The organism is Streptosporangium sp. NPDC002524, assembly GCF_040295985.1.
GTDB lineage: Bacteria > Actinomycetota > Actinomycetes > Streptosporangiales > Streptosporangiaceae > Streptosporangium.
The window spans coordinates 105,220-122,361 of sequence record NZ_JBEOWK010000012.1 but is presented as its reverse complement, the minus strand read 5'-3'; the positions used below and the strand labels follow the sequence as shown (position 1 = coordinate 122,361).

The window sequence follows — 17,142 nt, the reverse complement described above, 5'->3', positions numbered from 1 at the left end:
TCAGCTGCTCCTGTTGATCAGGTAGGAGAAGACGCTCTCCAGGTCTTCGTCGGCGGGGGAGACCTGCAGGATCCGGATGTCGGCGTCCTTGGCGACCCTGGGCAGCAGCCGGGTGAAGCGCCGGAAGTCGACGGCGTGCACCTCCAGGCCCGCCTCGGTCAGCGAGACCGAGCCCGAGGAGGCGTCGGCGATCAGCGCGGACGCCAGGCGGCGGTCGTCGCTGGAGCGGACCCGGAACAGGTGCGGGCGGTCGGTCATCCGGCGGCGGATCTCGCGGAAGTCCCCGGAGGCGGCGTGGCGCCCGGCGACCAGCACCTCGATGTGCTGGGCGACCCGCTCCACCTCCTCCAGGATGTGCGAGCTGAACAGGATGGTCTTGCCCGCGGTGCCCATGGCGCGGACCAGGTCCATCAGGTGCAGGCGCTGGCGCGGGTCCATGCCGTTGAACGGCTCGTCGAGCAGCAGGACCTGCGGGTCGTGGACGAGGGCCGCGGCCACCTTGACGCGCTGGCGCATGCCCTTGGAGTACGTCTCGATCCTGCGGTCCTTGGCGCTCTCCATCTCCACCAGGGCGAGCGCCTTGCGGGCGGCGTCGTCGGGGTTGGGCAGGCGGTGCAGCCTGGCGCTGGACAGCACGAACTGCCAGCCGGTGAGGAAGCCGTAGACGGCCTCGCGCTCGGGGACCAGGCCGATGGAGCGGTAGATGTCGTGGTTGCGCCAGATGCGGTCGCCGTCGAGGGTGACGGTGCCGCCCGAGGGGGCGAGGAACCCGGCCATCATGTGCAGCAGCGTGGACTTGCCCGCGCCGTTCGGGCCGAGCAGGCCGGTGACGCCGGGGCCGACGGTCATGGTGATGTCGTTGACGGCGACCACGTTGCCGTACCAGCGGGAGACCTGGGCCAGTTCGATCTTCATCGGGAGGCCGCCTTACGGTAGCGCGCGATCAGGGCCGTGAGGGACAGGGCGATCAGCGCGATCATGATCACGCCCGCGACCAGGGAGCCGCCGCTCTCGGGATAGACGACGCTCGCGGTGGGCTCCGCCCCGAAGATCCCGACGTGTACGGCGGCGTCCACCAGGAAGAACGGGTTGATCAGCCACGCCCACGCGGCGGTGGCGTCGTCGCCCATCGACTCCAGCGTCGCGAACAGCACGGTCGACACGGCGGAGGCGAGCAGGTAGAAGGCGATGACCGCGGCCACGCCCAGGCCGCGCCTGGGGGTGAACGAGGCGATCGCTATGCCCAGGCAGGCGAGCAGCAGGGCGTAGCCGACCGCTCCGGCCATGCTGGTGAGGTAGTCGGCGGTGTGCGTGTCGCCGGGCAGGTCGATGACCACCTCGCCGATGTAGAGCACGGTGAGCGGCGCCGCCAGCAGCAGGAACATCGCGGTCGTCATCGCCGCGAGCTTCGCCCCGACGTAGTCCCAGATCGTCACCGGGCGCGACAGGTAGAGGGGCAGCACCCGGAAGCGCAGGTCGGGCGCGACGGCGTACGGCGACTGCGAGGCGAGGAAGATCGCGAGCACGGCCTGCATGACGACGGCGTAATCGGTGTAGCGCATCCCCTCCTGCTTGGCCAGCGCCATGATCGCGATGGAGACGACCGCGGGCAGGAGCATCACGCCCACGAGCGCGAACGGGATGATCTTCGAGCGGGCGGTGCGGCCGAGCCCGAAGATCCCGCGCAGGCTGTGCACGGTCAGCGCGGCGGTGGCGTGGCCGCGGCCGAGCCGCGGCCCCTCGTAGTGGCGGTATCCGATGTCGTGGATGACGCCCGTGGGTCCCGGCATCGGCTCGGAGATGGACTCAGACATTGACCGGCTCCCTGAAGACGTCCTCGATGCGCTGGCGGCCCTGCTCCACGCGCACGAGGCAGAGGTCGAGCTCGCAGACCGCGTCGCGGAGCGCGTCGAAGGTCTCCGGCGCGCGGACGTGGACGAGCAGCAGCCTGCCGTGCGGGGTGACGGTCTCACCCAGCTCGGTCAGGCGGGCAGACAGCGCGTCCTGGCCCTCCTCGACCTCGACGGTCACGGTCTGGGTGATCTGGGTGAACTCCCCGATGGCCGAGGAGCGCAGCAGCTTGCCGCCGTCGATCACGATGACGTGGTCGCAGACCCGCTCCAGCTCGCCCAGGAGGTGGGAGGTGACCAGCACGCTGATGCCGAACTCGGAGCCGATCCTGCGGATCAGCGAGAGCATCTCGTCGCGGCCCCGCGGGTCGAGGCCGTTGGTGGGCTCGTCCAGCAGGACGAGGCGCGGGTCGTGCACCAGGGCCTGGGCCAGCTTGACGCGCTGCTTCATGCCGGTGGAGTAGCCGCCCATCGCCCGGTAGCGCTCCTCGTACAGCCCGACGTGGCGCAGGACGTCGGCGGCGCGCTCGCGGGCCGCGGTGCGCGGCAGGCCCGACATCTGGGCCATGTGCACGGTGAACTCGGTGGCGGACAGGTCGGGCGGCAGGCAGTCGTGCTCCGGCATGTAACCCACGACCCGGCGGATCTCCGCCCCCCTGGTCGTCGAGTCCATGCCCAGCACCTGGGCGCTTCCCGCGCTGGGTTCGAGCAGACCGAGCAGGATCTTGATCAGCGTGGATTTGCCCGCGCCGTTCGCGCCGACGAGGCCGGTCACACCGGGGCCGACGGTGACGGTGAGCTGGTCGAGCGCCGTCACCCGGGGGAAACGTCTGGTCAATCCCTCGGTGGCGAGGATAGTCATGCTCGGACACTATCCGTCGCCGCAGGTGCGCACCTCCGTCACACGAAGGAGTCTCGCCTCGTCCGAAAGGGCAATTCTGAGCCGCTAACTCCCCCCAGGACGGGCCGGGAGTCTCATCCCGAACCGGGACCAGTAGGCCCTCTGGACGAGGAGCGTCACCACCCCGGAAATGATCATGCCCGCGACGTTCACCCCGAGCTGGACGGCCGAGGCGGCCATGTCGCCCCAGCGGGCCAGCGCGGCGGCGACCGCGAAGTATCCGGCGGCGGGGACCGTGGTGACCGAGATGAAGACGCCGACCAGGGCAGACGACTTGCCCGCGGTGACCGAGAGCACCCCGGCGGCCCCGGCGAGCAGCGCGACGATGAACGACCACCTGTCGGGCTTGACGATGAACTCGATCTCCTCGTGCCCGGTCCCGAGCGAGCCCACCCCGATCCAGCCGAGCCCCCGCGAGACCAGCGCGCAGACGAAGGTGATCGCGATGGCGGCGGCGAAGCCCAGGACCAGGGTCCTGGCCGCGCGGCCGATGAGGTCCCTGTCGGTACGGAGCAGGCCGAAGCAGACGGCCGCGATCGCGCCGAACTCCGGCCCCATCACCATCCCGCCGATGATGAGGATCGGCGAGTTGACGATCACGCCGATCGCCGCGAGCAGCGTGGCGATCGTGAGGAACGAGAGGAAGGCCCAGGTGAGCCGGGTGTCCTCGTCGACCCGCTGGGCGAACTCCGCCCAGACCACCGCGTCGTCGCTGTCGCCGGGCGCCTCCTCCTGGGCGCGCTCGGCCACCTCCGAGATCGACAGGTCGACCTGCTCGGCCGCGATCGAGCCCTCCGTGTGCAGGCCGAGCTCCTGGAGCCGCTCGATCACCTCATTGGCGGCCTCGCGGGCGATGTCGAACTGGACGAGGTCACCGGCGGGGGAGCGCGCGGCACCGGGGAAAACGACGATGTTGACGACGCCGACGCACCCGTCGAGGATCTCCAGCACCTTGTCCGACAGTTCCGGCGGACAGATCACGCGTAGATGCAGCACGGGCCAACCCTAGGTGTAGTGACCACAGAGGTTGAATACGCGGTGACACGATCTTCGGAGTCGTTGAAACGAGGGAGGGCCTACGGGTTCGGTGTGGATTGCGGCATCTACGCCGAGCTTCCCGGAGCTCCTTGTGTCCCACCGTAACGCCCCGCCGAGTGAGACGGGCCGGCTTCGGCCGGCCCGCTGTGTCCTCGAGGACGGCCGGCCCCCGCGCCGTGCCGCCGAACGCTTCCAGGCCGCGGCGACCGCGTCCGGCCGGGTGCGGGGGCGCCCGGCTGCCGGCACCGCGCCCGTCGGCGACTACCACCCGACCTGGCGTCCACTGCTTCTCGGCGTCCGGCTTGAGCAGATCCGAGGTGACCGCCTCCCCCGGGAAGCACTCGTGGTCGACGCGGACCCGTCGCACCTGGAACCGGTCTTCGATCTCAGTTCGCGGACCGCGGTCGGGTACGCGGACATCGCCTGAAGTCTGCCGGAGCGACCTATCGAGGCCGCACAATTCAGTCTTTTGACGTTTTCGTAAGGGCAGTGCTCTACTCCCCTGCTATGACAACTCTGACGAACCTTCGGCCCGCTCCTGTCGTCGACGAGACAGCCCGATTGCTGACCGAGCACTACGTTTTCCCGGAGATAGCCGAGCAGCTCGCCGACCTGCTACGACGACGCCTCGCCGAGGGCGCTTACGACGTCGGCGGCGCCGAGGAGCTCGCCCGTCTGGTCACCGCGGACCTGCAGTCCGTCAACGACGACAAACACCTGAGGCTGAAGCACCACGCCGACCCGGTGTCCCCCGAGCAGGGCGCGGCGACCCTGGAGTCCATCCGCCGGGACTTCGACACCTCGCTGGGCGGTGCGCCCCGGCTGGAGTTGCTCGACGGGGGGGTCGTCGTGGTGGAGCTGGCGCCGATGCTGTTTCCGCTGGGGTGGGCCGCCGAACCGCTGAGCGCCGCGCTCACCCTGGCTTCCCGCGCTCAGGCGCTGATCGTGGACCTTCGCGGCAACCGGGGCGGCGACCCGGACACCGTCGCCTTCGTCTGCAGCTACCTCCTGGACGAGCGCACCCACCTCAACACCATGTACTGGCGCCGCGGCGAGCGCAGCGAGCAGTCCTGGAGCCTGCCGCACGTCCCCGGCGCGCGTTTCGGCGGCAGCAAACCGTTGTATGTGTTGTCCAGTGACAGCACCTTCTCCGCCGCTGAGGAACTGGCCTACGACCTGCAGCAGCTCGGCCGCGCCGTTGTCGTCGGCGAGGCCACCCGCGGTGGCGCACATCCGTGCAAGGGCTGGACCGTGCATCCACACCTGGAAGCCACCGTCCCCACCGGCCGCGCCATCAACCCCGTCTCCGGCACGAACTGGGAGGGCACCGGTGTCCAGCCCGACGTCCCTTGCGCTGCTGCGGAATCCCTCGACCGGGCACACAAACTGGCCCTCGCCCGACTGGCGGGCTGACGCGGCCCAGCTCGTCGACAGTGTGGTCCCCAAACGTCGTTCGTGATCAAAGCGACCGGAGCTCCGGGCCTGGCACCAGACCCCGCTGAGGCTGGTACCCACACTCGTGCCCCAAACCAGGCCCCCAGGGGTGGGGCCGGTTCTCACCGGACATGAATCCGCTTCACCCCGGTAGGGTCCGCGGACTTCGTCAGGTGGAGCCGGAATTCGTTCCTACCTCAGGCGTCTTGAGCTGAACTCCACCCAATCCTGACTTTGAGCTTCCGAAGTCCGGTGGGTTCCGTCATGAAGACCTTCACTCGCGCTGAACCCACTGGAGTCCGCGGAGCGAGTCAGTGGTTCGGGTTCTCCGAAGCCGGAGCACTGAAGCCCCGAACCGGATGACCGTCCTGCGGCCGTCGTCTCCGCGTTGTCGCGGGAACGGGAGTTCTCAGGGGACCTTGATGGCGGGGTCGGCGCTCAGGCGCCGGAGGAGGTCGGCCGCCCGAGCCGCCCGCTCGGCGTCCGCGCCCGTACGATGGCCCGACTCGATGGCGCCCGCGAGGGCCGCCAGCTCGTGCGGCGGCAGGAAGGCGCGCGCCGCGCGCAGCCGCAACAGGATCTTGCGGCCGCCCGGCTCCTGGGCGTACAGGTACAGGTACGGGAGCCGGTGGCCGGTCAGGTCGCGGGCCCTTGAGCACTCGGGGAAGGAGTCCAGCCAGACGTGGGCCCGCGCGAGGTCCACCCTGCGCGTCGTGAACGCGCCGTGGACCTCCACGACGCCTCCCTCCATCTCAGCCCGGAAGCGGAAGATGCCGAGAAGGACGACGAGGAAGACCACCAGGACCACGACGAAGGGCACCATCAGGATCTGGGAGTCGAGAGAGGATCCCTCGGCGGACAGCTGAACGGCCTGTTCGAGCTTCGAGATCGCGAACAGCGGGACGCCGACGAAGGGAATGGCCAGGAGTGTGGCGCCGATCTTCATGCCGGTGCTCGCGCCAACGCTCAGCTTCAGCGGACCATGGGATGAGATGCTCACATATCTGACACTAATCCACTCCTCTGGGTGAGACTTGGTGCCGTTACGGCATGTATAACCCCAGGCGGGGGAATTTTTTACCTCCGAGGGGTGATCGGCCGGATCCGGGGCCGGAAAGGTAACGGGGTGTCACGCGGAAAGTCCGCTGCGTCGCGATCGTCGTCCCGGCGGGCCGGTCGGTGGCCGGCACGTCTGTGAGCGGGAAAGACATGCGCTCCCACCTCACCGGACGGGAATGGGCGACCTTTTTCCGGAATACTTTCACGGCGGTTATTCGGCCAATTCTGTCAATAAGACACTGATATTTCCCATCGTTCACTCAATGACCAGGGGAATGGCTCGCCGGTATAAGCTTCCGCTGTTCCTGGTTCGGCGTCGTCCTTTTCACCGCCGCCGCGTACCGGCGGGCCCGGAAGCCCGCCCGCCCGGCCGGTGAGAGGTGGCGGGCGGCGCCGCTCTCCCGGCGGGGCGCGCGGACGGCACCACCCGCGCGTACACCCGAGGTCACGGACGGCGTGGGGGTGGGATGGCGACGGTCGGCGAGTCGGATCGGGCCGCCGCCGGCGGGGGGCGGCCGTGGGAGGGCCTGGCCGCGAGCCTGCCCGGCGGGGCGGCGCGGCGGTACCGCCGGGACCCGCTGGGATTCGTCGAGCGGGCGGCCCGCGAGCACGGCCCGGTGTTCCGGCTGCCCGACGACGGGTCGCTGTGCGTGGCCGACCCGGCGGAGGCCCTGCGGGTGCTGCACGACGAGGAGGGCCACTACGACGAGGTGTCCGACTTCTTCCACGTGCGCGGCGGCAGGCTGGAGCCCCGGGAGACGCAGGTCGCCGTCGGGCGGGCGGCGCGGGCGACGGTGCGCGCCCACCTGGCCGCCCACCGCGAGCGGCTGCCCGCCGTCGTGGCGGAGCTGGGGGAGGTCAGCGAGTGGCCGTCGGCCGGACGCGCCGCCGCGCACCGCTTCCTGGCCGGGGCGTTGCTGCGCCCGGACAGCCCGCCGGAGCTGCGGGAGCTGATGGCGCGGGTGGTGGAGCGCGATGTCCTGATCCGTCCGGCCGGTCCGCTGGCCCGCGCGGCGCGGGCGGCGCTGTGGGCGCGTGTGGTGCGGGCGGTCGCCGGTGAGGTGCGCGCCCGCCGGGCCCGCGCGAGACCTGACGGACCCGGCGACCTGCTGGACGCCGTCCTCGGGGCCACCCCGCCGGGCACGCCCGCCGCGCGGGTCGCCCAGGTGTACCTCCTGCTGTTCCGGACCTCGGTCGCGCCGGTGGGCCACGTGGTCGCCTGGGCGCTGCTCGCGGCCGCGACCCACGGTGTCGACCTGGCGACGGTGTCCGCGGAGTCGGCCGTACGGGAGTCGCTGCGGCTGTGGCCGGTGGCGTGGCTGCTGGGCCGCCCGGCGCTCCGCGCCCACCGGGTCGGCGGCGTGCGGCTGGAGCCGGGGGAGAGCGTGTCGGTCTGCGTCTACCTGCTGCACCGCGACGACCGGCACTGGCCGCGGGCCGCCGAATTTCGCCCCGGCCGGTGGGACGGCCCCGGCCCTCGCGGGGCCTACCTGCCCTTCGGCGGCGGCCCGTTCACCTGCGCCGGGGCCGCCGTCGCCCAGACCCTGGCCACCGGCCTGCTCGCCGCCGTGACCGACGGCGCCCGCCTGGAGGTGCGCGGCGGCCACGGGCGCCCCCACGTCGCGGGCATCATCACCCCGCCCCCGTTCCAGCTGCGCAGGATCCCCGCCAGACCCTGACCGCCGACGGCCACCAGGAAGGAGGTGAACTTCGTGAGGAAGTTGCTGCGCCGGGTTACCGGCCGCCGGGTCAACCGGCAGGCGTGGTTCATCTGGTAGGCCTCTCCCGCAGGCCGCGCCGGGCCCGACGGCCCGGCGCGGCCCTTGGCGGGACGTCCGCGCGCGGGAGGCGCTCATGACGGATGTGGACGAGACATTGGCGGCGTACGAGAGCGTCGCGGCCCGGTACGACGAGCTGAACGCGCGGATGGACACCGCCGCCCTGGTGGACCGCTACGTGGAGATGGCGGATCGGTACGGCACGGGCGGGCGGCGGCTGCTGGACGCGGGGTGCGGGACCGGCCGCAGCAGCGTCGCCTTCCGCGAGCGGGGGTTCGAGGTGACCGGCTACGACCTGTCCCCGGCGATGGTGGCGATGGCCCGGAGCAGGCCCGGCGCGGAGGGCGTGCGGTTCCTGGTGGGACGGCTGCAGGAGCCCCCGCCGGGGCTGACCGGCTTCGACGTGGTCGCCTGCGTGGATCTGCCGATGGCGTACCTGACCACCACGGACGAGCTGCGGCGGGCGCTGTCGGCCGCGCGCGGCCAGCTCGCCGTGGACGGGGTGCTGGTCTTCGACCTGAGCACCATCGGCTACTACCGGCGCGCGTTCGGCGCCCCCACGGTAGCCGACCGCGGGGACCGGTACGTGGCGTGGTTCGCGGTGTCCCCGCGGATCGAGGCCGACGAGGTCGTGGTCACCCAGTTCGACCTGTTCGAGCGGGCCGGCGCGGGCTGGGAGCGGGTGTCGATGCGGCACGCGCAGCGGCACCACTCCGACCGGACGGTGCGCCGGGTGGCCGAGCGGGCCGGGCTGCGCGTCGTGGCCACCCGAGGGCTGGAGGGGACGTCGGCGCGGGAGCCGGCCGACGAGGACGCCCACGACCGGATCCTGTACGTCGCCCGCCGGGCCGGCTGAGCGGGGGTTCCTCCGGGGGTGTCCCCGGTCGCCGGCCGGTGCCGGGTCGCAGACGCCCGGTGGCGGCCCTCAGGCGAGTGAGTCGATCCAGCGCTCCAGGCGGCGGCCCTCCACGGCCATGAGCTCGGGGTCCCTGAAGGTGTTGGTGAGGAGCGAGACGCCCTGGTAGGCGGCGACCAGGGCGATCGCGAGCTCGTGGGAGTCGGCTCGGCCCATGGCCCTGAACTGCTGTTCGGCGTAGTCGATCAGCAATCGCATGACCTCGGCCGCGGCGCGGTCCAGGCCGTCGGTGCGCTTGTCGAGCTCCGAGCAGAGGGTCCCGGTGGGGCAGCCGTACCGCGCGGTGAGCTCGCGCTGCTCGATCCAGCCGCGCAGGAGGGCCTTCAGGCGGTCCCGGGGGCCGGTGTGCATGTCGAGCGAGGCGGTCATCGCCCGGAAGCCGAGCGCGTGCGCGTCGATGGCCGCCTCGACGAGCTGGTCCTTGGTCTTGAAGTAGTAGTAGACGTTGCCCAGGGGGACCTCGGCCACGCGGGCGATGTCGGCGAGTGTCGTCTTCTCGACACCCTGCTCGTGCAGGACCCGGGACGCGGCGGCCACGAGCCTTTCCCGCTTCCCCCGCCTCTCCGGCTTCCCCGGCTTCCCCGGCTTCCCCGGCTTCCCCGGCTTCTCGGGCTTCGTCTCGGTTGAGTCAGTCATCTCACTGAGAAGTGTAGACAGCCGGTGCGGCGGGTGGCTATGGTCCACTGAGTTAGTCAACTAACTCACAAAAGGCGGGGTTTTTCATGATCGTGGTTACCGGAGCAACCGGGAACGTCGGACGGGTGCTCGTACGAGTGCTGGCCCAGGCAGGGGAGCGGGTGGTGGCGGTCTCCCGGAAACCTGCGGAGATGCCGGAGGGCGTGACGCACCACCGGGCCGACCTGGCCGACCCGGAAAGCCTCCGGCCCGCCCTCGGCGGAGCCGACGCGCTGTTCCTCCTCGTCGCCGGTGCCGGCGCGCACCTGGACCCGCGAGGCATCCTCGACGTCGCGAAGGCGGCCGGGGTCCGGCGGGTCGTCCTGCAGTCCTCCCAGGCCGCCCGGACGCGACCCGAGTCCGGTTCCCACGCCCCTCTCCGGGTCCTGGAGGACGCCGTACGGCGGTCGGGCCTGGAGTGGACCGTCCTGCGGCCGGGAGGCTTCGACTCCAACGCCTTCGCGTGGGCGGAGACGATCCGCTCGCGGCGGACGGCCGCCGCGCCGTTCGGCGACGTGGGGCTGCCGGTCGTCGATCCGGCCGACATCGCCGAGGTCGCGGCCGTGGTCCTGCGCGGGGAGGAGCACGCCGGTCAGACGTACGAGCTCACCGGCCCCGCGCCGATCACTCCGCGTCAGCGGGCGCGGGCGATCGGGGACGCGCTGGGCGCGCCGGTGCGGTTCGTGGAGCAGAGCCGCGAGGAGGCCCGGGAGCAGATGCTGCGGTTCATGCCCGAGCCGGTGGTGGACGGCACCCTCGCCATCCTGGGCGAGCCGTCGGCCGCCGAGCTGCGGGTGAGCCCCGACGTGGAACGGGTCCTCGGCCGTGCCCCCCGTACCTTCGCCGAATGGGCGCGGCGCAACATCGGCGCCTTCGAGTGACCCCCGGGCCGTGACGTCGCCCATAAGAGCCGTGGGCCTCCTCGGCTGAGCGCGGACCGGTACGCGGCGATCACCGGTGGTCTGGCCGCCGGTTTCCACATGGGTCGTCACTTGGCGTAATCGATGCCGTAGCGTTTGGACGACAACACACCGCCTCGGGGGAGTGACGCCCGGGAGGGGCAGCGATGCCATCCAGACCCCGCAGCCTCAAGCAGCAGATGGACGCCCTCACGGCCCAGATGCGCGAGCGCGGGGCGACGTGGAGTCAGATCGCCGCGGATTATCAACTCCGATTCACGTTCAATCCGCTGCGTGGCTACCGCGAGGCACACCGATACACGCAGTCCAAGGTGGTCCAACTATGGAATCTGCGCTGGCCCGACGACGCGCTCAGCGAACGCCGGCTCGGGGCGTGGGAGGCCTGGCCCTCGGTGACCGGAAACGAGCCGCCCCTCTCCGGCCTGGAGCGCCTGGCCCGCATCTACCAGTGCCGGGCCGGGGATCTGGTCCACGGGGAGGACCACGGCCGTGACGACGACCACACCGGCAGGCACCCGGCGGCCAAGGACGGTCCCGATCCCCGGTCCGCACTCACAGTCACCGACATCTCCTCGTTCCTGGGTGGGTTGCCGACACGGTCGCCCGGCCACGGGGGCGATCGGGTCCTCGCGGTCGCGGATCTGCGGGAGCAGGAGTTCGGCTATCTGGTCGCCGCCCTCACCCAGTGGGCGGACGGGATGAAACGCCGCGACCTGCTGGCCGTGATCGCCTCGGCGGCCGCGGCGGCGCACGCCTCCCCCCTCCTCGCCCACCTGGACGGCGACTCCCTCGAACGCCTGGCGCTGGTCTCCCGGACGCCCTCGCGGGTCGACGCCGAGGCGGTCGGGCACGTGGAGACGATCCTTCGTCACGCCATCAGGCAGGAGGACATCCTGGGACCCCAGGCCGTGCTGGAGACCGCTCTGGCGCAGTACGGGCTGGTCCGCAGGCTCCTGACCGGTGTCGCGAACGAGGATCTGCGCCGCCGGTTGATGTCGCTGCTGGCGGACACCTCCCGCTTCATCGGGTGGCTGCTGTTCAACTCCGGTGACTTCGCCGGGGCCGAGCACTACTACGGCCAGGCCAGGCGCGCCGCCCACGAGGCCGACGACGACCTCATGTCCAGCTACGTGCTCGCCCAGTGGAGTCACCTGGCCACCTGGTCCGGTGATCCCCGCCTCGGGGTCGAGCACGCCCTCGGCGCGCTCGCCTGGGCGCAGCGAGGCGGCAGTCCCATACTGATCGCCTACGCCAACGACGTCGGCGCCCGCGCCTACGCGGGGGTCATGCGCCGCGAGAACGCGGGGAACCGGGCCAAGGACCACGCGCGGTGCCGTACCGCGTTGTCGGCGGCCCGCTCGGGGCTGGACGACTCCGCGGAGGACGACCCCGGCCGGAGCCTGACGTACTTCTTCGGCCCGGCCATGCTCACGCTGACCCGCGCCCTGTGCCACCTCGACATGCGCGAGCCCGACAGCGCCATCTCCTGCGCGCGGGAGGCGATGACCTCGATCGGGACGGCCTTCTCCCGCAACCTGGCGTTCGGTCACCTGTACCTCGGCCGCGCCTTCGCCCAGAAACGTGAGATCGGCCAGGCCTGCACGGAACTGGCCAGGGCCGCCGAGCTCACCGGCCGCAACCGGTCCCCGCGGCTGGTCGCGGCCACCGCCGAGGCCCGCCAGGCCCTGTCGCCCTGGAACCGCACCGACCCCCTGGTACGCCTGGACGAGCGGCTGCGCTCCTACGGCCTGCCCGCGGGCAGGTCCTCCAGTACGTAGATGTCGTAGACGTCGTTGACGGACGACGCCGGGGCGTCCACGCTCCCGACCTGCCGCCAGCCCCACGATCGGTAGAGCCGCTGGTTGCGCTTCAACCGCGGCTCCACGGCCAGCACCGCCCGCCGCGCCCCGCATCCGGCCAGCGCCGCCTCGGTGAGCCGCCTGGCGACGCCGCGCCCGCGATGGCCCGGCAGCACGCCCAGATCCACCAGGTGCCAGGTGCGGGAACCGGACTCGTGGGTGAACCCGGGCGGGAGCGGATCGCGCATGCCGTTCCACCAGCGGCCGCCCTCCCGCAGGAACGCCCCGTAGGCGAAGCCGACCAGCAGCCCGTCCTGCCGGGCGACCGCGAGCCGGAACCCCCGCCGCCCGAGGAGGTCGGCGTAGGAGGCGCGCTGGTGCTCGAACTCGGCGGCCCCCTCGCTGTTGGGCGGGGCACCGAACGACTCCCGGTACGCCGCCCCGACCTCCTCGGTGACCGCCTTGGCCTCCTCCGGGCCCAGGACCTCCACGACCACCCGACCGCTCGCCGTCTCGCCCACGGCACCCGCCTTCCTCACCCGGTTCCCGTTCCGAAACTATCCACGCGGCTCCGACCGAAACGGCAGGGAAGCCCGAAGCCGTCGGCCGCCGCCGTGATCGGATCGTCGTGGTCTACCGGAACGGGTGGGAAGCCCGAAGCCGTCGGCCGCCGCCGCGACGGCCGCGGCCGGGGCGCCGTGGTCATCCGGGCCGCGGTGAGCGCTCCGGGTCGTGGTCATCCGGCCCGGAGCGCTCCAGGTCGTGCTCATCCGGTCTGCCGTGAGCGCTCCAGGTAGAGGACCAGGTCGCGCATGCGGTCCGCTGGCCAGGGGAGGGTCCGGCCGATCTCCTCGCCGTTCTCCCGCCACATCCGCCTCGCCGCGGCCTTGGTCCGCTCGCCGTCGTCGCCGTCGTCGTGGAACCGGTTCGCCAGCGCGTCCCAGCGGTGGACCAGGACCCGCACCCGCGGGTCGTCGGCAGGAGTGCCGTCCCGCATGTGCCGCAGGAGCTCCTCGACGAGCCCCGCCCATTCGGTCCTGGCCGTCTCGACGGCCTCCGGGCCGAGGTCGGCCCTGCGCCGGGCCAGTCGCTCCTGCTGTTCCGTCGTGAACGAGCTCTCGAACATAGAGATCATCTCCAGGGTCGTCATGAACCGGTCCGGATCGGGCATCGACGCGTTGTCGATCTGTCCCAGCAGGCCGTGCAGCCGGTGGGTGAGCCGCTGGATCCGTACGCCGTGCGCCTCCAGCTCGCGGAGCTGGGCCGTCAGCAGGCCGCGCATCGCCGCCAGGTCGTCCGTGGAGTTCGCGAGGACGTCCGCGATCTCCTCCAGGGACAGCCCGAGCGTTCGCAGGGCCCGCACCCGGTACAGCCGCCGCACGTCGTCCCCGGTGTAGCGGCGGTGTCCCGACGCGGTGCGTTCGCTCGCGCTCAGCAGGCCGATCGCGTCGTAGTGGCGCAGCGCGCGCACGGTCGTCCCGCTCGCCCGCGCCACCTCGCCGATGCTCCACCGGCGCCCGGCGCCGTCCTTCTCGCTCACGCCCGTTTCCCGATCACGCCCGCAACGTTAGGACCTGCCGTCGCGGCGGGTTCAAGCCCCCGGAGGCGATACGAGCGCCGAAGAGGGTCAGATCCGGCGGAGGCGGACGCGTTGGATGGAGTGGTTGGCGTCCTTGTGGAGGACCAGGTCGGCTCGGCCTCTGGTGGGGGCGATGTTCTCGACGAGGTTGCGCTCGTTGATGTCGCGCCAGACGTTCCTGGCGAAGTCGGTCGCCTCCTCCTCCGACAGGTCGGCGAGGTATTTGAAGTAGGACTTCGGGTCCTCGAAGGCCGTGCGGCGGAGCTTGTGGAAGCGGTCCACGTACCAGTCGCGGATGTGCTCGACCTTGGCGTCCACGTAGATGGAGAAGTCGAAGTAGTCGTTGATCGCGAGGGCGGTGGGCGGGGCGGGCTGGAGGACGTTGAGGCCCTCGACGATGAGGATGTCGGGGCGGCGCACGGTCTGGGTCGCGCCGGGCACGATGTCGTACTCCAGGTGGCTGTAGACCGGGGCCGTCACCTCCGGCAGGCCCGCCTTGACGTCGGCGACGAACCTGACCAGGGCCCGCCGGTCGTAGCTCTCGGGGAAGCCCTTCCTGTGCATGATGTCCCTGGCGGTGAGGGTCTCGTTCGGGAACAGGAAGCTGTCGGTGGTGATCAGGTCCACCCGGGGGTGCTCGGGCCAGCGGGCCAGCAGGGTGTGCAGCAGCCTGGCCGTGGTCGACTTGCCGACCGCGACGCTCCCGGCGATGCCCAGGACGTACGGGGCCTCGCGCCGGCCGCCGCCGAGGAAGGTGTTGAGCGCCGCGCTGCGCTGCCTGGCCCCGGTGAAGTGGAGGTTGAGCAGCCGGGTGAGCGGCAGGTAGATGTCGGTGACCTCGGCCAGGTCGATCGGGTCGTCGACGCCGCGCAGCTCCTCCAGCTCGTCCTCGGTGAGCGTGAGAGGCGTGTTCTTGCGGAGTTCGCTCCACTGAGCCCGGCTGAGCTGCACGTACGGTGTCGCGGTGTCCAAACCGTTGGCCATGCTCAGAGAGCCTACTGATCGGCCGGAAGCGGGCTCCTGGCGGGAGCGGGTTCTTGCCGGGTGCCGGTCCGCCGAGGGGGTTCCCGCGGGGTGTCGATCCGCCGGGAACGGGGTCCCGCAGGGAACGGGGTTCCGTCGGGAACGGGCTCCCGGTGGGTACCGGGCGGGATTCTTGGTCTGTCCAGGGGGTTCTCCATAGACGCTGTGGACGATCTCTCAGGGAGGGGGTATGACAATGTGCGGAATAGTGGGATATACGGGACAGCGCCCGGCGGTCGAGGTCGCGGTCGAGGGGCTGGGCCGGCTGGAGTACCGGGGGTACGACTCGGCGGGGATCGCCCTGGTCGGGGCGGACGGCCTCGCCGTGGAGAAGCGGGCGGGAAAGCTGGCCAACCTCCGCTCGGCACTGGTCTCGCGGCCCGTGCCGCCGGCCGGCGCGACGACGGGGATCGGGCACACCCGCTGGGCCACCCACGGAGCCCCGACCGACCGCAACGCCCACCCGCACACCGACTGCGACGGGCGGATCGCGGTCATCCACAACGGGATCATCGAGAACTTCGCCGCGCTCAGGGCCGAGCTGGAGGGCGCGGGGCACCGGATCGTCTCCGAGACCGACACGGAGGTGGTGGCGCACCTGCTGGAGGAGTTCGCCGCCGGGGGGCTGATGGAGGCGATGCGCCGGGTCTGCCTGCGGCTGGAGGGGGCGTTCACCCTGCTCGCGGTCTCGGCCGACGAGCCGGACGTGGTGGTGGGGGCGCGGCGCAACTCGCCGCTGGTGGTCGGCAGGGGGGAGGGGGAGAACTTCCTCGGCTCGGACGTGGCGGCGTTCATCGCGTACACGCGCGAGGCGGTGGAGCTGGGCCAGGACCAGGTGGTCGAGCTGCGTCCCTCGAAGATCACGGTCGTCGACTTCCAGGGCCTCCCGGCCGTGACGCGCGACTACCACGTCGGCTGGGACGCCTCCGCCGCCGAGAAGGACGGCTACGACCACTTCATGCTCAAGGAGATCGCCGAGCAGCCCCGGGCCGTCGCCGAGACGCTGCTCGGCAGGATCGGCCAGGACGGGCGGCTGGCGCTGGACGAGATGCGGCTGTCGGACCAGGAGCTGCGCGACATCAACAAGATCATCCTGGTCGCCTGCGGGACCTCGTACCACGCCGGGCTCATCGCGAAGTACGCCATCGAGCACTGGGCGCAGCTGCCCTGCGAGGTCGAGGTGGCGAGCGAGTTCCGCTACCGCGACCCGATCCTCACCCGCGACACGCTGGTGATCGTGATCAGCCAGTCGGGCGAGACCATGGACACCCTCATGGCGGTACGGCACGCGCGCGGGCAGCGGTCCCGGGTGCTGGCGGTCTGCAACGTGAACGGCTCGACGATCTCCCGCGAGTCCGACGCCGTCCTCTACACGCACGCGGGCCCCGAGGTCGCGGTGGCCTCCACCAAGGCGTTCCTCACCCAGCTGGTGGCGTGCTATCTGGTGGCGCTCTATCTCGCCCAGGTCAGGGGGGTGAAGTTCGGCGACGAGGTCACCCAGATCGTCGAGCGGCTGGCGCAGATGCCGTCCAAGGTGAGCGAGGTCCTCTCGACCGTCGAGCCGGTCCGCGCGCTGGCCAGGTCGCTGGCGGGCGAGCGGTGCGTGCTCTTCCTGGGGCGGCACGTGGGCTTTCCCGTCGCGCTGGAGGGGGCGCTGAAGCTCAAGGAGCTGGCGTACATGCACGCCGAGGGCTTCGCGGCGGGGGAGCTGAAGCACGGCCCGATCGCGCTGATCGACAGGGGGCTCCCGGTGGTGGTCGTCGTCCCCTCGCCGTCCGGCCAGCGGGTGATCCACGACAAGATCGTGTCCAACATCCAGGAGATCCGGGCCAGGGGCGCGAGGACCCTCGTCATCGCCGAGGAGGGGGACGTCGCGGTCGCGCGGTACGCCGACACGCTGATCCACATCCCGGCCGTGCCGACCCTGCTCCAGCCGCTGGTCGCCACGGTGCCGCTCCAGGTCTTCGCCTGCGAGCTGGCCACGGCCAAGGGCCACGACGTCGACCAGCCCCGCAACCTCGCCAAGTCGGTCACGGTGGAGTGAGCCACCCCCGGAACGTTGTCCACACCCTGTGGACGAATCCTATGGATTACCCCTAGTCAAAAATGGATATAGGGGATAACCCCTAATCTTTACAGATTAATTGTCGATGCACACCATATGGCAGTT

15 protein-coding genes and 1 pseudogene are annotated in these 17,142 nt (G+C 71.3%); 7 read left to right on the top strand and 9 right to left on the bottom strand.

Annotated elements, in window-relative coordinates:
- The 4 genes from ABT053_RS21840 to ABT053_RS21825 form a co-directional block, all read right to left on the bottom strand.
- On the bottom strand, positions 1-915 hold the full coding sequence (locus ABT053_RS21840; protein ID WP_350970938.1) for an ABC transporter ATP-binding protein: 915 nt from the start codon (positions 913-915) through the stop codon (positions 1-3).
- Positions 912-1,814 carry an ABC transporter permease gene (locus ABT053_RS21835; protein WP_350970937.1) on the bottom strand — a complete coding sequence of 301 codons (903 nt, stop codon included), beginning with the start codon at positions 1,812-1,814 and terminating at the stop codon, positions 912-914. Before ABT053_RS21835 ends, ABT053_RS21840 begins: the two co-directional genes overlap by 4 nt.
- Positions 1,807-2,712: an ABC transporter ATP-binding protein gene (locus ABT053_RS21830; RefSeq protein WP_350970936.1), complete on the bottom strand. Its 906-nt coding sequence runs from the start codon at positions 2,710-2,712 to the stop codon at positions 1,807-1,809. The genes ABT053_RS21835 and ABT053_RS21830 overlap by 8 nt, the downstream gene beginning before the upstream one ends.
- A gap of 84 nt (positions 2,713-2,796) precedes the next feature.
- Positions 2,797-3,747 (bottom strand): DUF389 domain-containing protein, encoded by a 951-nt coding sequence (locus ABT053_RS21825; RefSeq protein ID WP_350970935.1) that lies wholly within the window; start codon positions 3,745-3,747, stop codon positions 2,797-2,799.
- A gap of 133 nt (positions 3,748-3,880) precedes the next feature.
- On the opposite strand from ABT053_RS21825, the pseudogene ABT053_RS21820 reads away from it, so the two are divergent.
- Together ABT053_RS21820 and ABT053_RS21815 are read left to right on the top strand one after the other, a co-directional pair.
- Positions 3,881-4,009 (top strand): annotated as a pseudogene (locus ABT053_RS21820) (IS481 family transposase); the annotation flags it as partial.
- Positions 4,010-4,296: 287 nt separating this feature from the next.
- Positions 4,297-5,202 (top strand): S41 family peptidase, encoded by a 906-nt coding sequence (locus tag ABT053_RS21815; RefSeq protein WP_350970934.1) that lies wholly within the window; start codon positions 4,297-4,299, stop codon positions 5,200-5,202.
- Positions 5,203-5,632: 430 nt separating this feature from the next.
- Here ABT053_RS21815 and ABT053_RS21810 read toward each other — a convergent pair whose 3' ends face one another.
- Complete coding sequence (locus ABT053_RS21810) at positions 5,633-6,223, bottom strand: hypothetical protein (protein WP_350970933.1); 591 nt, start codon at positions 6,221-6,223, stop codon at positions 5,633-5,635.
- A 526-nt stretch (positions 6,224-6,749) separates the two neighbouring features.
- Between ABT053_RS21810 and ABT053_RS21805 the strand changes: the two genes are divergently transcribed.
- Both ABT053_RS21805 and ABT053_RS21800 read left to right on the top strand, forming a co-directional pair.
- On the top strand, positions 6,750-7,961 hold the full coding sequence (locus tag ABT053_RS21805) for a cytochrome P450 (RefSeq protein WP_350970932.1): 1,212 nt from the start codon (positions 6,750-6,752) through the stop codon (positions 7,959-7,961).
- A gap of 175 nt (positions 7,962-8,136) precedes the next feature.
- Positions 8,137-8,916 (top strand): class I SAM-dependent DNA methyltransferase, encoded by a 780-nt coding sequence (locus ABT053_RS21800; RefSeq protein WP_350970931.1) that lies wholly within the window; start codon positions 8,137-8,139, stop codon positions 8,914-8,916.
- Positions 8,917-8,985: 69 nt separating this feature from the next.
- Here ABT053_RS21800 and ABT053_RS21795 read toward each other — a convergent pair whose 3' ends face one another.
- Positions 8,986-9,612, bottom strand: a complete 627-nt coding sequence (locus ABT053_RS21795) for a TetR/AcrR family transcriptional regulator (protein WP_350970930.1) — start codon at positions 9,610-9,612, stop codon at positions 8,986-8,988.
- Between the two features lie 86 nt (positions 9,613-9,698).
- On the opposite strand from ABT053_RS21795, the gene ABT053_RS21790 reads away from it, so the two are divergent.
- On the top strand, positions 9,699-10,532 hold the full coding sequence (locus ABT053_RS21790; protein WP_350970929.1) for an NAD(P)H-binding protein: 834 nt from the start codon (positions 9,699-9,701) through the stop codon (positions 10,530-10,532).
- A 185-nt stretch (positions 10,533-10,717) separates the two neighbouring features.
- The gene (locus ABT053_RS21785; protein WP_350970928.1) at positions 10,718-12,349 is read left to right on the top strand and encodes an NsdA family TPR-like regulatory protein; all 1,632 of its coding nucleotides are present in this window, start codon (positions 10,718-10,720) and stop codon (positions 12,347-12,349) included.
- On the opposite strand, the gene ABT053_RS21780 is transcribed toward ABT053_RS21785, so the two are convergent.
- The 3 genes from ABT053_RS21780 to coaA all read right to left on the bottom strand — a co-directional run bounded on the left by ABT053_RS21780 (position 12,313) and on the right by coaA (position 14,933).
- On the bottom strand, positions 12,313-12,891 hold the full coding sequence (locus tag ABT053_RS21780) for a GNAT family N-acetyltransferase (protein WP_350970927.1): 579 nt from the start codon (positions 12,889-12,891) through the stop codon (positions 12,313-12,315). The two genes, ABT053_RS21785 and ABT053_RS21780, sit on opposite strands and share 37 nt — an antisense overlap.
- Positions 12,892-13,136: 245 nt before the next feature.
- Positions 13,137-13,910 carry a MerR family transcriptional regulator gene (locus ABT053_RS21775; protein WP_350970926.1) on the bottom strand — a complete coding sequence of 258 codons (774 nt, stop codon included), beginning with the start codon at positions 13,908-13,910 and terminating at the stop codon, positions 13,137-13,139.
- An 87-nt stretch (positions 13,911-13,997) separates the two neighbouring features.
- Positions 13,998-14,933: a type I pantothenate kinase gene (gene coaA, locus ABT053_RS21770; protein ID WP_350970925.1), complete on the bottom strand. Its 936-nt coding sequence runs from the start codon at positions 14,931-14,933 to the stop codon at positions 13,998-14,000.
- 235 nt (positions 14,934-15,168) lie between these two features.
- Between coaA and glmS the strand changes: the two genes are divergently transcribed.
- The gene (gene glmS, locus ABT053_RS21765; RefSeq protein ID WP_350970924.1) at positions 15,169-17,016 is read left to right on the top strand and encodes a glutamine--fructose-6-phosphate transaminase (isomerizing); all 1,848 of its coding nucleotides are present in this window, start codon (positions 15,169-15,171) and stop codon (positions 17,014-17,016) included.
- Positions 17,017-17,142 lie beyond the last annotated feature (126 nt).